Here is a 19,461-nt window from a genome sequence, read left to right as displayed (position 1 = left end):
CGATGCGTTTGCTGATTGTCGATGATAGCCGATCAAGTCTGGCGCTGATCGGCAGCATCGTCAAAGAGGCTGTCATGGGCGAGGTGGAGCTTTGCCTCAATCCCCTGCAAGCCCTCGACTGGTGCCAGGCCCAGCAATACGATCTGATCATTGTCGATCACATCATGCCGGAAATGGATGGCGTGGCTTTTACCGCCGCCCTGCGTTCGCGTCCGGCCTACCGCATCGTGCCTATCATCATGGTCACCTCGGACCACGACAAGACCGTGCGAATCGACGCCATCAAGGCCGGCGCCACCGATTTCCTGCAAAAGCCGTTCGACCCGACCGAGCTCCAGGCGCGCGTCGCCAACCTGCTGGCGCTGCGTCAGGCCCAGGTGGAACTGGCCGACCGGGCCCAATGGCTGACCCGCGAGGTCGAGCGCGCTACCGCCCATCTACTGGCGCGCGAGGAAGAGATCATCTATCGGCTGGCGCGCGCCATTGAATATCGCGACGGCGATACTGGCGAACATGTGTCGCGCGTGGCCCAGATCAGCCAGCTGATCGGCGAAGGCATCGGCCTGCCGCCAGACCGTTGCCGCATGATCTACCTGGCTGCCCCCCTGCACGATATCGGCAAGATCGGCATTGCCGACGCCATTTTGTCCAAGCCAGGCAAGCTGACCCCCGAAGAAATGGCCATCATGCGCCAGCATGTCACCATCGGCGCCCGTATTCTCGAACGCGGCGGGTCGGATCTGATCCGCACGGCCGAGCTGATTGCCCAGAGCCACCACGAAAAATGGGACGGCACCGGCTATCCGGACCGGCTTTCGGGAACCGACATCCCGATCGAGGCCCGCATCGTCGCCATCGCCGATGTCTTTGACGCCCTGTGCTCCGAGCGTCCCTACAAGGCGGCCTGGCCCATCGAAAAGGCCTATGCCGAGATCATCCGCTGTAGCGGAGCACATTTCGACCCGCAATGCGTGGCCGCATTCCGCTCCAAATGGCCTGAGATCTGCGCCAAGATGCAACCGGCCGATACCGCCCAGGCCGTCGGCTTCTAGTTTCACCTGCCATACAAGACCTGCTTCGCTGGCCCAGGCCTCCCGGGCCACGGTATCACGTTAATTTTCGCGGGCAGAACCACCTAACCGCAAGTGAATCCAGCAATATAGCGGCCTGATTTCTTGGACATCGACTCTGAGTCAAACGCGCGTGACTCGAATCGGGTCACCGAGGATTCCCGCGGATTCACTGCAACGAAGTAGAGTCAGCTTTGTTAAAGGGAATACTACTCGAAGTAATACTTGAAGAAGTCGTTCAATTTGGAAAAATTTATAAGCAGAGTAACCAACGGTTAAGCGCTTGATGCAAGTATAGATATTAAGCCGGATGGGAATACGGCGAAATGATTGGCTATGAAACAGCACAGCGGAACACAGCGCACCAGCCCACTTCGCCTACCGACTTCCCCTAGAAACTCGCGGTAGAGAGACAGAATGTCATCCTTATCAACTTGCATCTGGTCATGCTCATGACCGGAGAACGTACGCACACGCTCGTCCTGACGGGCGATGCAGGAATCAAGGCCGCACAGGATGTTGCGGCCAGCCTGCGCGAAGCCATCGAAAACAACAAATCCATTGCGGTTGATACCCAGACGCTGTCAGCGGCTGACATCACCACCGTACAGACCCTGCTTGCCGCCCGTGCCTCGGCCCTGGCCCAAGGCAAGCAGTTGCGCCTGCTCGCACCTTTGGGATCGCCCTTGCAGGCGCTGCTTGGCCACGCCGGATTCCTTTCGCCCGGACAGGAGCATTTGGCTTTCTGGTCCGCCACTTCCGACCAGCCAGCAGGACACTGAGCTCATGACTAAGACCATTCTGACGATCGACGATTCCGCATCCATCCGCCAGATGGTGGCCATGACGTTGACCTCGGCGGGGCTCGACGTGATCGAGGCCGGCAACGGCGCGGAGGGCTATGACAAGGCCACGACCAACACGGTGCACGCCGTCCTGACCGATCTCAACATGCCGGTGCTCAACGGCATCGAATTCATCCGCAAATATCGGCAGCACCCCTCCTCCAAGGGGATTCCGATCATCCTTTTGACCACCGAGTCCGATGAGGACCTCAAACGTCAGGCCAAGGAGGCCGGCGCCACCGGCTGGATCGTCAAGCCGTTCAAGCAGGACCAGTTGCTGGCCATCATCAAGAAGGTCACCGGCGCATGAACATTTCCGATCCGACCGAAACCTTCCGCCAGGAAGCGCGCGAGCTGCTTGAACAGCTTGAGGCGGGCCTGCTCGATCTTGAGCAGGACCCCTCCAATGCCGACCTGATCAACTCCACGTTCCGGGTGCTGCATACCATCAAGGGTTCGGGCGCCATGTTCGGCTTCACCGCCGTGGCCGAGTTCGTGCACGAGTTCGAAACCGCCTTCGACCAGGTGCGCAAGGGGCAGACCGCCGCAAATGCAGCGCTGATCGAGGTCGCGCTCGACGCCAAGGACCATATTCACATGCTGATCGAGACCCCCGAGGCCGCGGTCAGCGGCGGGGATGAAATTCTGGCGCATCTGCGCAGCATCATTTCCGGCGACGCGCCGGCCGCCAGCGAGCCGCCAAAGGACAAGCTAAAACCGGCGGCTACAAGCGCAGCGGCGCCCGAATCCCCAATCAAGGCCATTTGGCGCCTGGAGTTCTACTTGCCACTGGATGCCTTGATCTATGGCACCAACCCACTTCTTCTGCTTGAGGAATTGGCCGAGATCGGCCCGATAACGGTTACGGCCCTCACTGACCGCATTCCCGATCTTGCCACGCTTGATCCTGAAACGCCCCATATCGGCTGGCGGGTCGACATCGAGGCGGACGATCCCACTTCCGCCATCGAGGACGTCTTTCTGTTCCTGCGCGACAATATGGAACTGAAGCTGAACCGACTGGATGGCGCTTCGACCGAACCCGCCGCGACCAGCACACCGGCTCCCGAGCCGATGCCAGCGGCAAGCCAGCCGGTTGCCGATCCCGCCCCCACGGCGGCCGTTCTGGCAGCACAGTCACCGACTCCCAAGCCCAAAGCCGGCGCCGGAGCCGACACCGCCGACCGGGCCGCAGCCTCCTCCCTGCGTGTCCCCGCCGAGCGGCTGGACGAATTGATGGACCGGGTTGGCGAACTGGTGATTGCCCAGGCGCGCCTCAGCCAGATCGCTGGCCTCAGCTCCGACACAGCGCTGAAAACCATCGCCGAAGAGCTTGAACGCCTGTCCTCCGGGCTGCGCGACACCACGATGGGCATCCGCATGGTACCCATCGGCACCCTCTTCGGACGCTTCCGCCGGCTGATCCACGACCTGTCGGGCGAATTGGGCAAATCCATCGAATTCGTTACCACCGGTGAAGATACCGAACTCGACAAGACCATGATCGAGCGCCTGGCCGACCCGCTGGTGCACCTGATCCGCAACTCGGTCGACCATGGGTTGGAAAGTGCCGAAAAACGTCTCGCCGCTGGCAAGGCGGCCAAGGGCACCGTCCGTCTTTCGGCCGTCTATTCAGGCGCCGAAGTAGCCATCTCGGTCACCGATGACGGCGCCGGCCTCGATCTGGCGCGCATCCGCGCCAAGGCGGAGGAAAACGGCCTCATCACGCCTGACACCAAGCTCACGGAGCAGGAGCTCAATCACCTGATCTTTGCGCCGGGCTTCTCCACCGCCAAGGAAGTCACGTCACTCTCCGGGCGTGGCGTCGGCATGGATGTGGTCAAGCGCACCATAGACAGCCTGCGTGGCACCATTGATGTGACCAGCAAGCCCGGCCAGGGGTCGACCATGACCCTCCGGCTGCCGCTGACCCTGGCTATCATCGATGGCATGCTGGTCCGCGTCGGCAACGGTCGCTACACCATCCCGCTGGCCGCCGTTGAAGAGTGTGTAGAAATACCCGAGGGCATCGAGGCGCATGCCAAGGGCCGCAACTTTCTCGATATTCGTGGTGCCCTGGTTCCCTATCTGCGGCTGCGCGAAGTCTTCGGCACAAATGCTGAACCCGAACCGCACCAGAAGGTGGTCATCGTCTCCTCGGGTGAAGGCAGGGTTGGCCTGGTGGTCGATCAGATCATCGGCAACAACCAGACCGTCATCAAACAGCTGTCCAAGCTCCATTCCAGCATCAAGTCCTTCTCGGGCGCCACCATTCTGGGTGACGGCACCGTCGCGCTGATCCTGGACACTGCCCATCTGGTGGCGTCGGGCCAGGCCTATGTCGATCGCAACATTACCGGGAGGGCAGCGTGAGCGAACCCCAGCACCACGTGACCACCTCGATGACTGCGCTGACCATTCGTCTCGATGACGAACTTTTCGCGGTCGAAGCGGGCCGGGTACGCGAGATTCTCGATCTCGTCCCGATCACCGAAGTGCCCAATGCCCCCGACTTTGTGGGCGGGCTCATCAATGTGCGCGGCCGCGTCGTGCCGCTCGCCGATCTCCGCGTCATGTTCGGCATGAAGCGGCCAGAGCCCGACCAGGACACCCGCATCGTGGTGATGGAAGTGGATATGGACGGCGAACCCACCATTGCCGGCATCCTTGCCGACAAGGTGCACGACGTCACCGACATCGAGGCTGCCTCCATCGAGGAGGCTCCCAAGGTCGGCATGCGCTGGCGCCCCGAATTCATAAAGGGCATCGGCAAGCGCAATGGCGGCTTCATCATCATCCCGAATATGGAACGCATTTTCGAAACACCGGGCGCAAGAAACGCACCCGTCGCAGCTTCAGAAGAAAGGTCTGCATCGTGAGACTGACAATCAAGACAAAACTGGCGGCCGTCTTCGGCGTCGTGGTCGCGCTTTCCGCGGGCAGCATGTTTATCGCCCTGCAGAACCTGGGCCAGCTCAACCAGGAACTCGAGACCATCGTCGAGGTCCGCTCAGCCAACCTGATCCGCTCGGCGCAGATGCAGACCAGCCTGGAAAGCCTGGGGTCGCGCGTTCGCGCCCAGATCATCTCCAAGGATCCGGCCGAAAAGGAAAGCTACATCGCTTCGCTGCGCGAAGACTATGACGAGCTGGTCGACGGCCACGCCTATCTCGACGCCCATGCCCGCGATCCGGCCGTGCGCGAACAACTGCCCGCCTTGATCGACAAGGTGAACGAACTCTGGGTCGCGGTGGAAGCGGGCCAGGAGCTGACTCTCAAGAACTCCGATGTCGCCGCACTGGCAATCAGCCGCAGCGAAGGCAGCGGCACGCTGGGCGTCTTCGAGGAGACCATGGCCGCCCTGCGCGCCTCGCTTCAGCGCAAGGTGGATGCCGGCGACCTCACTGCGTTCCCGGCCTATCGGGCGGCAACCGACATGTTCGTAACGGGCACCGACATGTTCCGCCAGCAGCGCAATGTGCTTCTTGCGGCATCGCAGGATCGTGCCTTGCAGGAAACCTGGAACGCCGACTATCTCTCGGGCGTGACCGCCAATGCCGATCGCATTCCGGAACTGCAGCGCACCATTCCAGCATCCGACATGGCACTCTTCAATGCCGCCAGCGCCGCCTATGACGACATGGTTGCGGCCATGGACAAGGCTGTGGCTGTCAGCATGGAAAATGGGGACTACTTCGCCCTGCAGGCAATGGGCACGGTCAACACCCTTCGTCGTGAGGCCATGAACATCCTGCAGACCACGATCGACCGCAACACGGCGATCATGGAAGAGGCCGCCGACCAAGCCCAGGGCCTCTACGAAACCTCTATGATGCTGCTGATCAGCCTCCTAGTTGGATCGGCACTTATCGCCCTGGTCGCCGCAACCTGGATCGTCATGACGATCTCCCGTGCCCTCTCCAGCGCCGTGCGCCTTGCCGACGAAGTTGCGGGCGGCAATCTCTCTGCCACCGCCGAGGTCAAGGGCGATGATGAAGTGGGTGATTTGATCAAAACGCTCAACGCCATGACCAGCAAGCTGCGCGAAGTGGTGGCCGAGGTGACCAATGCCACCCGCAATGTTGCCGCTGGTAGCCAGGAAATGTCGGCCACTGCCGAACAGCTGAGCCAGGGCGCTACCGAACAGGCCTCCTCGACCGAAGAAGCATCGGCTTCGATGGAAGAAATGGCCGCGACCATCAAACAGTCGGCGGACAATGCGAGCCAGACAGAAAAGATCGCCCGTCAGTCCGCTGCCGATGCGATTGCCTCCGGCGAAGCGGTGAACAACGCCGTCACCGCCATGCAGACCATCGCGGAAAAGATCATGGTGGTGCAGGAAATCGCCCGCCAGACCGATCTGCTCGCCCTTAACGCCGCGGTGGAAGCGGCCCGTGCCGGTGAACATGGCCGCGGGTTCGCGGTGGTGGCTTCGGAAGTGCGCAAGCTCGCCGAGCGGTCTCAGGCTGCTGCCGCCGAGATCTCGACGCTCTCGGGCACCACAGTCAAGGCCGCCCAGTCTGCGGGCGAAATGCTGGGCAAGCTGGTCCCCGACATCCAGCGTACGGCCGAACTGGTGGAAGAAATTTCCGCCGGCAGCCGCGAGCAGAATGCCGGTGCCGCCCAGATCAACACCGCCATCCAGCAACTCGACAAGGTGACCCAACAGAACACCTCGGCCGCCGAGGAAATGTCGGCCACCTCCGAGGAACTCGCCAGCCAGGCCGAGCAGTTGCAGTCCGCCATCAGCTACTTCCGCATCGATGCTTCGAGCCTTTCGCTGCCTGCCAATGAGACTGCCGGCAAGCCCGATATCAAAGCTCAGATCATGGCCAAGGCGCCACATATGGCACCGCGCAAGCCCACCAAGGCAAAGCCCAAGGCCGGCAGCGGCGGTGGTTTCGACCTCGACATGGGCGAGGCCGGTGACGACCTAGACGGCGACTTCACCCGCCGCGGCGCAGCCTGAGCAGACTAGCAAATGATGACCGGCCGCCAGAATGGCGGCCGGTTCGGCCGATCACCAGAAGGGAACCGTGATGAGCACCGCCCGAAAACCCAAATTTCGTTCGATTGCCTCCAAGATACTTGCCATCCAGCTCGCCTCGAGCATTGCCATTGCCGGCATTGTTGGTGGCGTCGGCTATTTCGGCATGGGCAGCATGGCCGATGCCATGACCTCAATCTACGACGACCGCGTCGTACCGCTTGAACAACTAAAGATGGTTTCCGATGGCTATGCCATCAAGGTCGTGGACACCGCCTATAAGCTCAGGGACGGCTCCATCGACTGGAGCGACGCCGCCGTCAATGTCGACGACGCCGAGGCCACGATCGAGGCCCAGTGGAGCAGCTTTCTCGGCACGCATCTGACAGAGCGCGAAAGCGAGATCGTCGATACGGTCAAGGCGGCCAAGGTCAGCGCCGACGCAGCGGTCGACGAACTGAGGACCATCCTGCGCTCACGCAATACCACGGCGCTGGATCAATTCGTTGCTACCACCATGTTTCCCGCCATCGATCCCACTACCGAGGCTCTCTCGGAGTTGACCCATTACCAGCTAGAAGCTGCCCAGGAACTGCGCGCCGAAGGTACGGCCCTCTTCAACACACTCAACTGGCTGATCATCGGCGTCAGTGTGCTTGTCACCGCCTTGGCTGTGGCCGTCGTGGTCTTCGTCACCAATGGCATCAAGCGCAATCTGGCCTCGGCCATAGGGCTCGCCAATGCTGTGGCGCTGGGCGACGTCGAGGCCACCGCTACCGTAACCTCGGCCGATGAGGTCAGGGACCTGGTCGATGCTCTCAATGCCATGACCGCCAATCTGCGCATCACCGCAAGCATTGCCGACCAGATCGCCGATGGCGACTTGACCGTCAGCGTCACCCCGCTGTCCGACAAGGATACTTTGGGCCTGGCCTTGCAGCGCATGGTCCGCAAGCTCAACGAAGTGGTGGGCGACGCCATCGCGGCTGCCCGCAATGTCGCCGCCGGTTCTCAGGAAATGTCGGCTACTGCCGAGCAGTTGAGCCAGGGCGCTACCGAACAGGCCTCCTCGACCGAAGAGGCCTCCGCCTCGATGGAAGAAATGGCCTCGACCATCAAGCAGTCGGCCGATAATGCAACGCAGACGGAGAAGATTGCGCGACAGTCCGCGGCCGATGCGATTGCCTCCGGCGAGGCGGTCACCAATGCCGTGACGGCCATGCAGACCATTGCCGAGAAGATCATGGTGGTGCAGGAAATCGCCCGCCAGACCGATCTGCTCGCCCTCAACGCCGCGGTGGAAGCCGCCCGTGCCGGCGAACATGGCCGTGGCTTTGCGGTGGTGGCCTCCGAGGTGCGCAAGCTCGCCGAACGCAGCCAGGCTGCCGCCGCCGAAATCTCGACGCTCTCCGGCACCACGGTCAAGGCCGCCCAGTCTGCTGGCGAAATGCTGGGCAAGCTGGTACCCGACATCCAGCGCACCGCAGAATTGGTGGAAGAAATCTCCGCCGGCAGCCGCGAGCAGAATGCCGGTGCCAATCAGATCAACACCGCCATCCAGCAGCTCGACAAGGTGACCCAGCAGAACACCTCCGCCGCCGAACAGATGTCCGCCACCTCCGAGGAACTCGCCAGCCAGGCAGAGCAGCTGCAATCTGCCATCAGCTACTTCCGCATTGGCAAGGAGCAAGCGCGTCAGTACACGGCGCCGTCGGACGCCCCCGCGGCTAAAATGCGGGAGGCCGTGATGGCCAAAGCCCCGCACATGACCAAGGCCAAGGCGACACGTGCCACTTCGCCACGAAATACCAGCGGCGGCTTCGACATCGCACTCGATGACGGCCAGGACGACCTGGACGCCGATTTCACCCGCCGCGGAGCGGCATAGGAAAGCGCCATGGCCGAACTCTCGCAATTTGTTACCCTGGGCGTTGCCGACGAACTGTTCGCAGCGCCCGTCGCCAAGGTGCAGGAAATCCTGGACATGCGGCCCATTGCCCGCCTGCCCAGGGCGCCCGAGAACCTGCTCGGCATGATCGATGTACGGGGCGAAGGTGTCCCCGTGCTCGACCTGCGCCGGACCCTGGGGATCGAGCCGGCAACGGACACCGAAAACACCCGGATCGTGGTGTTGTCCGTCAACGGGCCCAACGGCCTCCTGACCGTCGGCCTGCGCGCCGATCGCGTCTTCGAGGTCACCGTGCTCGACGCCGAGGACCTCGATCCGCCCCCCACCATCAGCGCCAACTGGAGCGGGCACTGCATCAAGGGCATCGGCCGGCGCAATGGCCGCTTTGTCACGGTGCTCGATCTCGACCGCCTGTTGGGCGAGACCGCAACCCTTGGCGTTGCCGCCTGACCATCCATCTGGTCGGCTTCACGGCCGGCCGATGACCGCGTACCGGAGTACCCCAGTGCCTCTTCCTGCCAGCAATTTCACGCCTGACGATGAAGACGACCACCTGGACATGCGCGACTACCAGCGCATCGCCACGCTGATCGGCAAGCAGGTCGGCATCAAGCTGCCGCCCGCCAAGCGCCTGATGGTGGAGGGCCGCCTGCGCCGGCGCCTGCGTCACCTGCAACTGGAAACCTTCGCCGACTATGGCGATCTTCTCTTCCGGCACAATGGCCTCGAAAGGGAACTGCCCTTCCTGATCAACGCGGTGACGACCAACAAGACAGACTTTTTCCGTGAGCCCGAGCATTTCGAGTGCATGGAAAAAGTACTCGTGCCCGCGCTCCTGTCCGCACGCGGGGAACGCGCGCCCCTGCTCAAGGTCTGGAGCGCTGCAAGTTCAACCGGCGCCGAGCCCTATACCATCGCCATGGTGCTGGCTGACATGGCCGCAGCGAGGCGAGACTTCCGCTTTGCCGTGCTGGGGACCGACATTTCAACCGATGTGCTTGAGACCGGAAGGCGAGCCATTTACCCCGCAGAGCTGGTGGCGCCGGTGCCGCCCGGCATGCAGTCGCGTCACCTGCTGCACGCGCGCCGGCCCGGCATCCGCCCCGAGATCCGCATCGCGCCCGAATTGCGGCGCCAAGTGCGCTTTGACCGACTCAACCTGATGGATGATAGCTATCCCTATGACCGGGACGTCGACATCATCTTCCTGCGCAATGTGCTCATCTATTTCGAAAAGTCCGATCAGGCCGCAGTGATTTCGCGCCTGATCGGTCACCTGCGGCCCGGCGGTTATCTTCTTCTTGGTCATTCGGAGTCCATGATCGGCACGTCGATCACCATGCGTCAGATCGCGCCCGCCGTATTCCAGAAGGTCTGAGGCCCACGATGAGCCCGAAAATCCGCGTCCTGATTGTCGACGACAGCGCCTCGGTCCGCACTACCCTCTCCGACATCATCTCCGCCGACCCCGACCTCGAGGTCATGGCCACCGCCGCCGACCCCTATGTCGCTGTCGAGCGCATTCGCCAGGAAGTGCCGGACGTGATGTTTCTCGATATCGAACTGCCACGCATGGACGGCATCACCTTTCTCAGGAAGATCATGGCCCAGCGCCCCATACCGGTGGTGATCTGCTCCAGTCTCGCCCATGACGGCTCTGATGCCTTCATGCAGGCACTCGAGGCCGGCGCGGTCGATGTGGTGGCCAAGCCGCGCGTCGACACCGCCCAGTTCCTGCAGGAATCGCGCATGCGCATCTGCGACGCCGCCAAGGCCGCGGCACACGCCAAGATGCGCGGCATGGCCAAAGCCTCACCGACCCTTCGGACGCCCAGCCCGGACGTCAAGGTCGAAGCCAAGCTGACCGCCGACGCCATCCTGCCACCGATTTCCGACACCCGTCGTGCCAGCCTCATCACCCGCCTTCCGGTCACCGACCCGATCGTCGCCATCGGCGCCTCCACCGGCGGCACCGAGGCTTTACGTGAAGTGCTCGAGGCGTTGCCCGCCACCAGCCCCGCCATCCTGATCGTCCAGCATATGCCGGAAAACTTCACCGCCGCCTTCGCCCGTCGCCTCGACACGAGTTGCGCGGTACGGGTCAAGGAAGCCGAGGATGGCGACCTCGTACAGCCCGGCCAGGTGCTGATCGCCCCGGGCAACCTGCACATGCTGCTGGTGCGCAACGGCTCGCGCTACACGGTCAATATCCAGGACGGCCCGCACGTGTCGCGCCACCGTCCCTCTGTCGATGTGCTGTTCCGCTCCACGGCCCAATCGGCCGGCAGCAATGCCCTGGGCATGATCCTCACCGGCATGGGCGACGATGGCGCCAGGGGCCTGCTCGAAATGCGCCAGATGGGCAGCCCCACCATTGCGCAGGACGAAGCCAGCTGCGTGGTCTTTGGCATGCCCAAGGAGGCCATCCAGCGCGGTGCCGCCAGCCGCACCCTGCCCCTCAACAAAATGGCCGGCGAAATTATCGCCTTTGGCCGCAAAACCGCGGCCGGCGCGGGAGGAAACCAGTGAACAATCCAGCCGACGCAAAGACTATCCGCCGACTCGCCGACGACCTGACCCAGCCCCGGCAGGACATTGAAAACGCCTTCGTTTCGGTTGGCGCCCACCTGACCGAAGGCGCGGGCCTGCTCAACACGCTGAGCAAGCTGTTCGAGGCGCTGCCCGAAACCCTTGGAAGCGCCGAGGTCGATGAGGCCAGCAGCCATCTGAGCGCCGTGGCAGCCCGCGCGGAGCAGCTTGCTGCGACATTCGGGCAGGAAAAGGCCGACCTGGCCCGACTCGTCGAGGTGGTCGCCGCCGCCAGCGGCCCCATTTCCGACCTCAAGCGGGCCGTCAAGATGATGGGCATCGTCTCGGTCAATGCCCGTGTAACCGCCGCCGGCATTGTCGGCGACAGTGATGATTTCGATGTCTTCACCACCGACATTGCCACGCTTTCGGACTCAGCCAATCAGACCATCCAGGACTTTGCCCAAGTCTATCGGCAGCTGACTTCGGAAGTGGACCGCGCTGCCAGCCAGCGGGCCCGTTTCGAGACCATGCACGCCCATACGCTCTCCCAGCTCGGTTCAAGCCTTGCCACCACCCTCCTAGCCCTCGGGCAGCAACGAAGCGCGGCGCTGGAGAGTAGTGCCGAGACTGGCCGCGTGTCGCGCCAGATCGTTGGCCGCATCGGCAGCGCCGTCATGGCCCTGCAGGTCGGCGACGCAACGCGCCAGCGCATAGAGCATGTCGAAGCGGGCCTCGCGACGCTGGCTGACCTGATGGATGGGCGATCGGTGATGGGCCAGACGCTCGATACTGACGATCAGGGTGCAGCCTTTTCTGCCATCACGACGCTGCAACATACCCAGCTCACCCAGATTGCCGCCAGTTTTGCCCAGGAGGTCGAGCAGGCCGAAACCGACCTTTCGGCCCTTGCCGCCGATGCCGGCACGATCATGGACCGCAGCCGTGACTTCGATGGCGACGACAGGGGCAAAAGCTCGGCCATTGCCAGCCTTTCAGCGCAGTTGCGGACCGCCGTGACCATCCTGGCCGACTTCGAAGTCGAGCGCGCCAAGCTCGAAGTCGTAGCGGCCGCCGTACAGGAAACGGTGCGCGTACTGCTCGAACATGTCGAAGCCGTCCAGGAAATCGAAGCCAATATGCGCCTTGTCAGCCTCAACGCCGCCGTGCGCTGCGCCCAGTTGGGGCCGCGTGGCGCCTCGCTGACCGTGATCGCCTCGCAACTGCGCGAATTGACCAGCGAAACAGTGGTGGCCGCCGAGGCCGCGATGACGCGCCTGGGCGAATCGTCCACCCTTGCGGGATCCTTCGGCGCCGCCTCCGGCCACGGCACTGGCCAGGTTGGCGAACTCGAAGTCCAGGCCAATCTGGCGCTCGATATCCTGTCGCAGCTCGACCAGCACATGGCCGCTGCCCTCGCCCGCCTGCACAAGGATGGCCCCAAGGTCATCAAACTGCTTGAACATGCCGCTTCCTGTCTCTCGGGCCAGTCGGCCATGGCCGAGACCCTGGACGACATCGCCATGTCGGTTGCGGCCCTCTCGAACAGCCCCTCGCCCACTAGCCTCTCCCCATCACTGGCCGAGGTAATGGCCGGGCTGCGCAAGACCTATACGATGGAAGCCGAACGCCGGGCACATGATCTGTTGTTCCCCAAGTCACAAGTTGCTGGGCCGCCGGCCAATGACGATGCCGCAGCAGAAACGAATATGGATCTCGCCGACTTCATGCTCTAGAGGGGCGGCCAGACGCAACACGCTTATCGCATGATCGGCATCTGGAATTCCGCGCCGTCCTTGTTGCCGCCGGGCCAGCGTGCCGTGACGGTCTTGATGCGGGTCCAGAACCGCATCGCGTCGGTGCCATGCTGGTTGAGATCGCCAAAGGCACTGGCCTTCCAGCCGCCAAAGCTGTGATAGGCCAGCGGCACCGGCACCGGTACATTGATCCCCACCATGCCGATATTGACCCGGGCGGCAAAGTCCCGCGCCGCGTCGCCATCACGGGTAAAGATCGCCGTGCCATTGCCATAGGGATTGTCGATGACCAGGTTCAGCGCATCCTCATAGCTCTGGGCACGCACGACGCTCACCACGGGACCGAAGATCTCTTCCTTGTAGATGTCCATGTCGGGGGTCACGCGGTCGAAGAGGCTCGCCCCGACGAAATAGCCATTCTCATAGCCTTGATGCAAGAAACCGCGACCATCGACGACCAGCTCTGCACCCTGTTCGATGCCCTTGTCGACCAACGCGTTGATCCGCTGCTGGCTGGCCCTGGTGATAACGGGGCCTATTTCCGAGGCGCTGTCGGTGGCAGGCCCGATCCTGAGCTTTTCGATGCGGGGCTTGAGCGCCGCAACGATGCGGTCTGCGGTCCCATCCCCTACGGGAACGGCCACCGAGATCGCCATGCAGCGCTCCCCCGCCGAGCCATATCCCGCACCCATCAGGGCGTCGGCGGCCTTGTCCATATCCGCGTCAGGCATGATGACCATGTGGTTCTTCGCGCCGCCAAACGCCTGCACGCGCTTGCCATTCGCTGCCGCAGCCCCATAGACATAGCGGGCAATCGGGGTCGAGCCGACAAAACTGATCGCCTCGATCTTTTCGTGAGCCAGGATGCCATCGACGACGTCCTTGCCGCCATGCACGACATTGAGAATGCCATGGGGCTGCTTGAACTTTCGGGCATCGGGCGAGCCGATATCCTCAATGACCTCGGTATCGAAGTCCGCCATCAACTCGATGGCGTGGGCGAAAACCTGCAGGATCACCTGCAAATCCGCACCGTCTTCAAGGTGCGCAACACGCGCACGCTCAATACGCGCTACCACAATCTTTTCACCCGCGCCGGCATGGGGCTCGAATATGCGTTGCGGCGTAGCGGACCGCTCTCGATGGCGCCCAGCCAGTTGGGCATCTTCGCCAAATCCGACCGGCGCATGCAGACACCCGATCTCGAATATCACGTGCAGCCGCTATCCACCGACCGCCTGGGCGAGCCGCTGCACCGGTTCGATGCCGTGACGGTCTCGGTCTGCAATCTGCGGCCCGAAAGCCGGGGCAGCATCCATATGGCCAGCCCCGATGCCGGCGCCGCGCCAAAGATCAGGCCCAATTACCTGTCGACAGAGGCCGACAGGCATATTGCGGCCAATTCGATCCGGCATGCCCGCGGCCTGATGGGCACCAGGGCCATCGCCCGCTATGAGCCCGAGGAGGTCTTGCCGGGACCCCAATTCGCCACCGACACAGAACTGGCGGCCAAGGCCGGCGACATCGCCACCACCATTCTCCACCCCGTGGGCACCTGCAAGATGGGGTCCGATTCCATGTCCGTGGTGGATTCCCAGTTGCGGGTCCATGGCCTGGGGGGCTGCGGATTGTCGACGCCTCGATCATGCCGACCATTGTCTCGGGCAATACCAACTCCCCGGTGATCATGATCGCGGAACGAGCCGCCGACTTCATTCGTCAGCAACGTTAGATCGTCCCCCGCGCACCGCGCACTGCATGGTCTTTCCCGCAGCGCCCGCAAAGGGTAAGGCAGGAGGACCATCCAGGGAGGAACCCGATGCTGACCCTTGCCGCCCCGACGCTGAGGCACTTCTGCACCCTTGAAGTGGAGGTGGCCCCGCCGCTCCTGTTCGGAACCGGCCGTTTTGCCGAACGCCGGATGATTCCCATTCTGGGCGGGCGCGTCAGCGGCCCCGAGCTTCAGGGCACGATCCTGCCTGGTGGCGCCGATTGGCAGGATGTCGGAACGGGTGGCCTTTCCGCCCTCACGGCGCACTACGCTTTCCAAACCGACGATGGCGCCCTCGTGGAAATCCACAATAGCGGCTTTCGTCATGCACCGCCCGAGGTCATGAAGCGCATGGCGACCGGGGAACAGGTGGACCCAGCGCTCTACTACATGCGCACCACCGCCACCCTGCAGACCAGCGATGCCCGCTATGCCCATATCAACAGGCTGATGTTTGTCGGCACGGGCGCCCGCAGCCCCAGCGGCGTACAGATCGATCTCTACGCCGTGGGCTAAGGCCAGGCATCAGGCAAAAGCACCGCAAATGCTGCTGATCGGTTGAGTAACGGCGGTTACTCCGTTACTGGTTCTGTGAATGAACCATTCCCCTGGAAGCGAGAGTTCTGCGTGTCTCATCCTCATGTCCTGATTGCCGGTGGCGGCATTGGTGGCCTCGCCATGGCCCTGACGCTGCACCAGATCGGCGTGCCCTTCACCGTTTTCGAGGGCGTTCGGGAACTCGCCCCGCTCGGCGTTGGCATCAATCTGCAGCCCAATGCCGTCCGTGAACTCTATGACCTGGGCATTGGCGCCGATGCGCTCGATCAGGTCGGCATCCCGGCCAGGGAATGGGCGCTGGTCGGTTTGAAGGGGAACGACATCTATTCCGAGCCCCGCGGCATCGGCGCCGGCTATCACTGGCCTCAATATGCTGTGCATCGCGGCCTGCTCCACATGATGCTCCATGACCATGTCGTGGAACGAGCCGGCGCACACTCGGTCATGCTCGGCCACAAGGTGGTCGGCTACAGCAATGACGTAGATGGCGGCGTCACGGTCTCGCTCGAGCGCGCCGATGGCTCCCACACCAGCACGCGCGGCAGCATGCTGATCGGTGCCGATGGAATCCATTCCAATGTCCGCCAGCAGATGCATCCCGATCAGCCGCCGATCAGTTGGGGCGGCGCCGTCATGTGGCGCGGCACCACGCTCGGCAAGCCCATCCGCACCGGCTCCTCCTTCATTGGCCTCGGGACCCATCGCCACCGCGTCGTGGTGTACCCGATCTCCCATCCAGATCCCGTGACTGGCCTCGCCGCCATCAACTGGATTGCCGAGCTGACGCTCGACAATTCCAGCGGCTGGCAGAACAGCGGCTGGTTCCGCAAGGTGCCGATCAGCGAGTTCATTCATCACTTCGAAGGCTGGACCTATGATTGGCTGGACGTGCCCGATCTCATCGCCAATTCCGACGTGGCCTATGAAAACCCGATGATCGATCGCGACCCCATCGACACTTGGCATGACGGTAGCGTGGTGCTCATCGGCGATGCCGCGCACGCCATGTACCCCACGGGCTCGAACGGGGCGAGCCAGGCTATCATCGATGCCCGCGTCCTGGGCGCCAGCATGATCCGCCACGGCGTTACACGGGCAGCCATTGCCGCCTATGACGACAAGCTGCGCGAAGCGGTGTCGCAACTGATCTTGCGCAATCGCGGCGCCGGACCTTTCGGACTGCTGAACTTGGTGGACGAACGCTGCGGCGGCGAATTCGACAATATTGACGACGTCGTACCCGCTGACGAAAGGGCCGACTTCATGGCCCGCTACAAGGCGGCGGCCGGCTTTGCCATCGACCAGCTCAACGCCGCTCCACCAACCATCCGCGCCGGTGAAAAGGTGCGCCTCCCGGCCGACGCATAGCCACCGCAACCTGCGACCGGCAGCAGGCATGCCCTATTTCACCGCATCAGATGAACAGGCATGAATGCAAATGGGGGAGATCTGGTAGCGGAGGTCCATTGCCGGCAATCCCCCCAGGATGTTCGCTTTACAATTTCCAGGCTCTCGGCCTGATTGATAAGCGTCGTTTTGCCGCCTAACGTCGCGAATGGGGTGGATTGGAGACGGGCTGCTTTCAAAAATGTCCGAGCCAAATCCCGACATCGCCCGCACGACTGACAGGGCCAGATCCGCATCAGAGTTTGCAAGGCAATCACTCCAGTGTGGCTAGGGCGTCCGCGTCGCGCATCATGGCAGCAGCCACGCCGTCGAGGGACGGCGCGGTGATTTGTAGCCGCCGATATTGCTCTAGGATGTTTGCGGGAGCTGGTGCCATGAGGTTGGAAATGACTTCATCCAAGTTCGCGACGAAGCGGCTCAGGGAAATGTACGATATCAGATCAATTCTCAGCCCAAACTGCAATTCTGGTGCGTTGAAGCTGCTTGCGGGAGGATGAAGCTGGAAATAGCAGCTAAGGCCTTGGCATGTTATCCAGCCATGAACCTCGCCCTGCCTCCATAGTAACATTGTCAGTTGCTCGGAGTCTGAGGTCAGCCCACCCGCGAAGCAAGGTTCAATGAGCCCCGGCACGCCCGTAGCCAATAGCTCCTGATTCTCCGCTGACTGCGCTTTCCAGATTCTCATCTGTGCCGTCAGTTTCGACAGCGGACAGGCCTCGGGGGCGGCATCTAAGCCAAAAGTTACCTTGCTTAGCAGTGGCGTCGGCAAAACTCGCAATTCCGAAACTGGCGAGCCCAAGCGCCAGTCGACCTTGTAAACCTTTAGTCTCAGGGGGTAGTCACAGGCGGAGCTTCCCTGAACGCCGCATTCAGGGAACACAACCTTCGTGCTGCCGCTGGCCAAGAACAGTTCTCCCTCGGCGGCGTCAGCCTGCACCGGCCACGTGCCAAACATCAGTGAGCAGGCCACGACCAAAGCCAATACTCTGCCTAGATCAATTCGCTCGCGGATCACGGTCGTTCCTCATTGCAATGGATGGCAAGAACGTACGGCTTGGGTTGGTGTCGTTCCGGTCAGTTCCTCAATCCTTAAAGGCTGTTGGATGCTCCGCCAATTGAAAGGCAGCTACTAGGAAATATATCCGGAAACGCCGACGACCACTTTGGGGTCGGTTTCAGACTGACCGCAGCAGCGGGGTCGCAATCGGCCACCAAGAGAAGCTGCTTGCGAAACTTAACTATCTGAAATATAATAGTAATTTTGGTAGCGGAGGAGGGATTTGAACCCCCGACACGCGGATTATGATTCCGCTGCTCTAACCAACTGAGCTACTCCGCCCCAAGGGGCACTCGGCAATGCCGACGCGCGCTTTACTAAGGTTTGCTGGCTCATTCTGTCAAGCGCTGCCGTTCGGGGCCGTGCGAAAATCCTGCAGCTCGGTGCGAGACGGCAATGTTCAATAATCGGCACCAGTGCGTTGCAACTGGTTCGCTAGGCAAGAATGGCTGCCTCCCCTACATTTCCAGTCGAACCACGGCGCCTGTTGCGCCGCTATCCATGAAAATGGCCGGCTTGCTCGGAGCCGCCAGGGAGAACCGGAAATGACCCTTGAACTTGGCGGCATTCACCACCTGACCGCCGTAACCGCCGACGCCCCGAAGAACCTTGACTTCTATACCCGGACCATGGGCATGCGCCTGATCAAGAAGACGGTGAACCAGGACGACACCACGGCCTATCACCTCTTCTATGGCGACGGCGTTGCCTCGCCGGGTGCTGACCTGACCTTCTTCGATTTCAACACCATGCGCGAAACCCGCGGCAATCACACCGTGGGCCGCACCGGGCTGCGCGTTGACAGCGCCGAAACCTTGCAGTGGTGGAAGGACCACCTCCAGGCCAGCAATGTGGGCACCAGCGCCATCAAGGAGCGCTTCGGCCACCTCTCGCTCGATTTCGAGGACTTCGAGGGCCAGCGCTTCCGCATGGTGGTTGACCCTGAGAACAAGGTCGTGCCCTGGGCCAAGTCGCCGGTTCCCGCCGACAAGCAGATCATCGGCCTGGGGCCCATCACCCTCTCAGTCCCCGTATTGGAGCCGACCGAGGCCATGCTGACCCGCGTGATGAACATGCGTCAGGTCCGGCATTATCCGGCCCGCGAACGCAATGGCGAAGTGTTCGTCTACGAGATGGGCCCGGGCGGTCCGGCAGCCGAGCTGCATGTGAGCGTCGACCCCAGCCTGCCAAAGGCCCGGCCGGGTGCCGGCGGCGTGCACCATGTCGCCTTCCGCACGTCCGACCAGGAGAGCCTGCGCGAATGGGTGCGGCATGTGAACAGCTTCGGCATCCGCTCGTCCGGCGAAGTGGAGCGCTTCTATTTTACCTCGCTCTATTTCCGCGAACCCAATGGCATCCTGTTCGAGATCGCCACCGACGTCCCCGGCTTTGCCGCCGACGAACCGATGGAAAGCCTGGGGGAATCCCTGGCCCTGCCGCCGTTCCTCGAAGGTCGCCGGGCTCAGATCGAAGCGGGCCTCAAGCCGCTGAAATAGAGGTAAAGGCACAGCGCCCGATGAGAGGCATCCCCTCATTGGGCGCTGCGCGCCACCTTCCCTATGGGGAAGAAT

At 62.4% G+C, this 19,461-nt stretch carries 15 protein-coding genes, 1 tRNA gene and 2 pseudogenes; 15 read left to right on the top strand and 3 right to left on the bottom strand.

Features of this window, described 5'->3' with window-relative positions:
* Nucleotides 1–2 precede the first annotated feature (2 nt).
* The 11 genes from ACXYMS_RS01245 (at nucleotide 3) to ACXYMS_RS01195 (ending at nucleotide 13,076) form a co-directional block, all read left to right on the top strand.
* Entirely contained in the window at nucleotides 3–1,052 is a 1,050-nt protein-coding gene (locus ACXYMS_RS01245; protein WP_458903205.1) for an HD domain-containing phosphohydrolase, read from the top strand.
* Between the two features lie 470 nt (nucleotides 1,053–1,522).
* On the top strand, nucleotides 1,523–1,852 hold the full coding sequence (locus tag ACXYMS_RS01240; RefSeq protein ID WP_458903204.1) for an STAS domain-containing protein: 330 nt from the start codon (nucleotides 1,523–1,525) through the stop codon (nucleotides 1,850–1,852).
* A gap of 4 nt (nucleotides 1,853–1,856) precedes the next feature.
* Nucleotides 1,857–2,225, top strand: coding sequence for a response regulator (locus ACXYMS_RS01235; RefSeq protein WP_458903203.1), 369 nt, complete (start codon nucleotides 1,857–1,859; stop codon nucleotides 2,223–2,225).
* A complete protein-coding gene (locus ACXYMS_RS01230; protein ID WP_458903202.1) occupies nucleotides 2,222–4,288 on the top strand; it encodes a chemotaxis protein CheA in 2,067 nt (688 codons plus the stop codon). Before ACXYMS_RS01235 ends, ACXYMS_RS01230 begins: the two co-directional genes overlap by 4 nt.
* 29 nt (nucleotides 4,289–4,317) lie before the next feature.
* Complete coding sequence (locus ACXYMS_RS01225; protein WP_458904571.1) at nucleotides 4,318–4,794, top strand: chemotaxis protein CheW; 477 nt, start codon at nucleotides 4,318–4,320, stop codon at nucleotides 4,792–4,794.
* The gene (locus ACXYMS_RS01220; RefSeq protein WP_458903201.1) at nucleotides 4,791–6,884 is read left to right on the top strand and encodes a HAMP domain-containing methyl-accepting chemotaxis protein; all 2,094 of its coding nucleotides are present in this window, start codon (nucleotides 4,791–4,793) and stop codon (nucleotides 6,882–6,884) included. The genes ACXYMS_RS01225 and ACXYMS_RS01220 overlap by 4 nt, the downstream gene beginning before the upstream one ends.
* A gap of 70 nt (nucleotides 6,885–6,954) precedes the next feature.
* A complete protein-coding gene (locus tag ACXYMS_RS01215; RefSeq protein WP_458903200.1) occupies nucleotides 6,955–8,790 on the top strand; it encodes a methyl-accepting chemotaxis protein in 1,836 nt (611 codons plus the stop codon).
* Nucleotides 8,791–8,799: 9 nt separating this feature from the next.
* Entirely contained in the window at nucleotides 8,800–9,261 is a 462-nt protein-coding gene (locus ACXYMS_RS01210) for a chemotaxis protein CheW (RefSeq protein ID WP_458903199.1), read from the top strand.
* A 109-nt stretch (nucleotides 9,262–9,370) separates the two neighbouring features.
* Nucleotides 9,371–10,189 (top strand): CheR family methyltransferase, encoded by an 819-nt coding sequence (locus ACXYMS_RS01205; RefSeq protein WP_458904569.1) that lies wholly within the window; start codon nucleotides 9,371–9,373, stop codon nucleotides 10,187–10,189.
* 8 nt (nucleotides 10,190–10,197) lie between these two features.
* Complete coding sequence (locus ACXYMS_RS01200; protein WP_458903198.1) at nucleotides 10,198–11,340, top strand: protein-glutamate methylesterase/protein-glutamine glutaminase; 1,143 nt, start codon at nucleotides 10,198–10,200, stop codon at nucleotides 11,338–11,340.
* Nucleotides 11,337–13,076: a hypothetical protein gene (locus ACXYMS_RS01195; protein WP_458903197.1), complete on the top strand. Its 1,740-nt coding sequence runs from the start codon at nucleotides 11,337–11,339 to the stop codon at nucleotides 13,074–13,076. Before ACXYMS_RS01200 ends, ACXYMS_RS01195 begins: the two co-directional genes overlap by 4 nt.
* 23 nt (nucleotides 13,077–13,099) lie before the next feature.
* Here ACXYMS_RS01195 and ACXYMS_RS01190 read toward each other — a convergent pair.
* Nucleotides 13,100–14,014: pseudogene (locus tag ACXYMS_RS01190) on the bottom strand (aldehyde dehydrogenase family protein); the annotation flags it as partial.
* On the opposite strand from ACXYMS_RS01190, the pseudogene ACXYMS_RS01185 reads away from it, so the two are divergent.
* The 3 genes and pseudogenes from ACXYMS_RS01185 to ACXYMS_RS01175 all read left to right on the top strand — a co-directional run.
* Nucleotides 14,003–14,829, top strand: a pseudogene (locus ACXYMS_RS01185) (GMC family oxidoreductase); the annotation flags it as partial. The pseudogenes ACXYMS_RS01190 and ACXYMS_RS01185 sit on opposite strands and share 12 nt — an antisense overlap.
* A gap of 87 nt (nucleotides 14,830–14,916) precedes the next feature.
* Nucleotides 14,917–15,384 (top strand): DUF3237 domain-containing protein, encoded by a 468-nt coding sequence (locus ACXYMS_RS01180; protein WP_458903196.1) that lies wholly within the window; start codon nucleotides 14,917–14,919, stop codon nucleotides 15,382–15,384.
* 111 nt (nucleotides 15,385–15,495) lie between these two features.
* On the top strand, nucleotides 15,496–16,794 hold the full coding sequence (locus ACXYMS_RS01175; RefSeq protein WP_458903195.1) for a flavin-dependent oxidoreductase: 1,299 nt from the start codon (nucleotides 15,496–15,498) through the stop codon (nucleotides 16,792–16,794).
* Between the two features lie 292 nt (nucleotides 16,795–17,086).
* On the opposite strand, the gene ACXYMS_RS01170 is transcribed toward ACXYMS_RS01175, so the two are convergent.
* Both ACXYMS_RS01170 and ACXYMS_RS01165 read right to left on the bottom strand, forming a co-directional pair.
* Nucleotides 17,087–17,848: a hypothetical protein gene (locus ACXYMS_RS01170; protein WP_458903194.1), complete on the bottom strand. Its 762-nt coding sequence runs from the start codon at nucleotides 17,846–17,848 to the stop codon at nucleotides 17,087–17,089.
* Nucleotides 17,849–18,095: 247 nt separating this feature from the next.
* Nucleotides 18,096–18,172 (bottom strand) — tRNA-Met (locus tag ACXYMS_RS01165).
* 263 nt (nucleotides 18,173–18,435) lie between these two features.
* Between ACXYMS_RS01165 and ACXYMS_RS01160 the strand changes: the two genes are divergently transcribed.
* A complete protein-coding gene (locus ACXYMS_RS01160; protein WP_458903193.1) occupies nucleotides 18,436–19,386 on the top strand; it encodes a ring-cleaving dioxygenase in 951 nt (316 codons plus the stop codon).
* Nucleotides 19,387–19,461 lie beyond the last annotated feature (75 nt).

This window comes from Devosia sp. CAU 1758, from assembly GCF_054482695.1.
This window is presented reverse-complemented; position numbering and strand designations above follow the sequence as displayed.

Excerpts from the sequence above, each read along its gene's own strand:
- ACXYMS_RS01245 (WP_458903205.1), top strand. The coding sequence starts at position 3 with ATGCGTTTGCTGATTGTCGATGATAGCCGATCAAGTCTGGCGCTGATC.
- ACXYMS_RS01240 (WP_458903204.1), top strand. The coding sequence starts at position 1,523 with ATGACCGGAGAACGTACGCACACGCTCGTCCTGACGGGCGATGCAGGA.
- ACXYMS_RS01235 (WP_458903203.1), top strand. The coding sequence starts at position 1,857 with ATGACTAAGACCATTCTGACGATCGACGATTCCGCATCCATCCGCCAG.
- ACXYMS_RS01230 (WP_458903202.1), top strand. The coding sequence starts at position 2,222 with ATGAACATTTCCGATCCGACCGAAACCTTCCGCCAGGAAGCGCGCGAG.
- ACXYMS_RS01225 (WP_458904571.1), top strand. The coding sequence starts at position 4,318 with ATGACTGCGCTGACCATTCGTCTCGATGACGAACTTTTCGCGGTCGAA.
- ACXYMS_RS01215 (WP_458903200.1), top strand. The coding sequence starts at position 6,955 with ATGAGCACCGCCCGAAAACCCAAATTTCGTTCGATTGCCTCCAAGATA.
- ACXYMS_RS01210 (WP_458903199.1), top strand. The coding sequence starts at position 8,800 with ATGGCCGAACTCTCGCAATTTGTTACCCTGGGCGTTGCCGACGAACTG.
- ACXYMS_RS01205 (WP_458904569.1), top strand. The coding sequence starts at position 9,371 with ATGCGCGACTACCAGCGCATCGCCACGCTGATCGGCAAGCAGGTCGGC.
- ACXYMS_RS01200 (WP_458903198.1), top strand. The coding sequence starts at position 10,198 with ATGAGCCCGAAAATCCGCGTCCTGATTGTCGACGACAGCGCCTCGGTC.
- ACXYMS_RS01180 (WP_458903196.1), top strand. The coding sequence starts at position 14,917 with ATGCTGACCCTTGCCGCCCCGACGCTGAGGCACTTCTGCACCCTTGAA.
- ACXYMS_RS01160 (WP_458903193.1), top strand. The coding sequence starts at position 18,436 with ATGACCCTTGAACTTGGCGGCATTCACCACCTGACCGCCGTAACCGCC.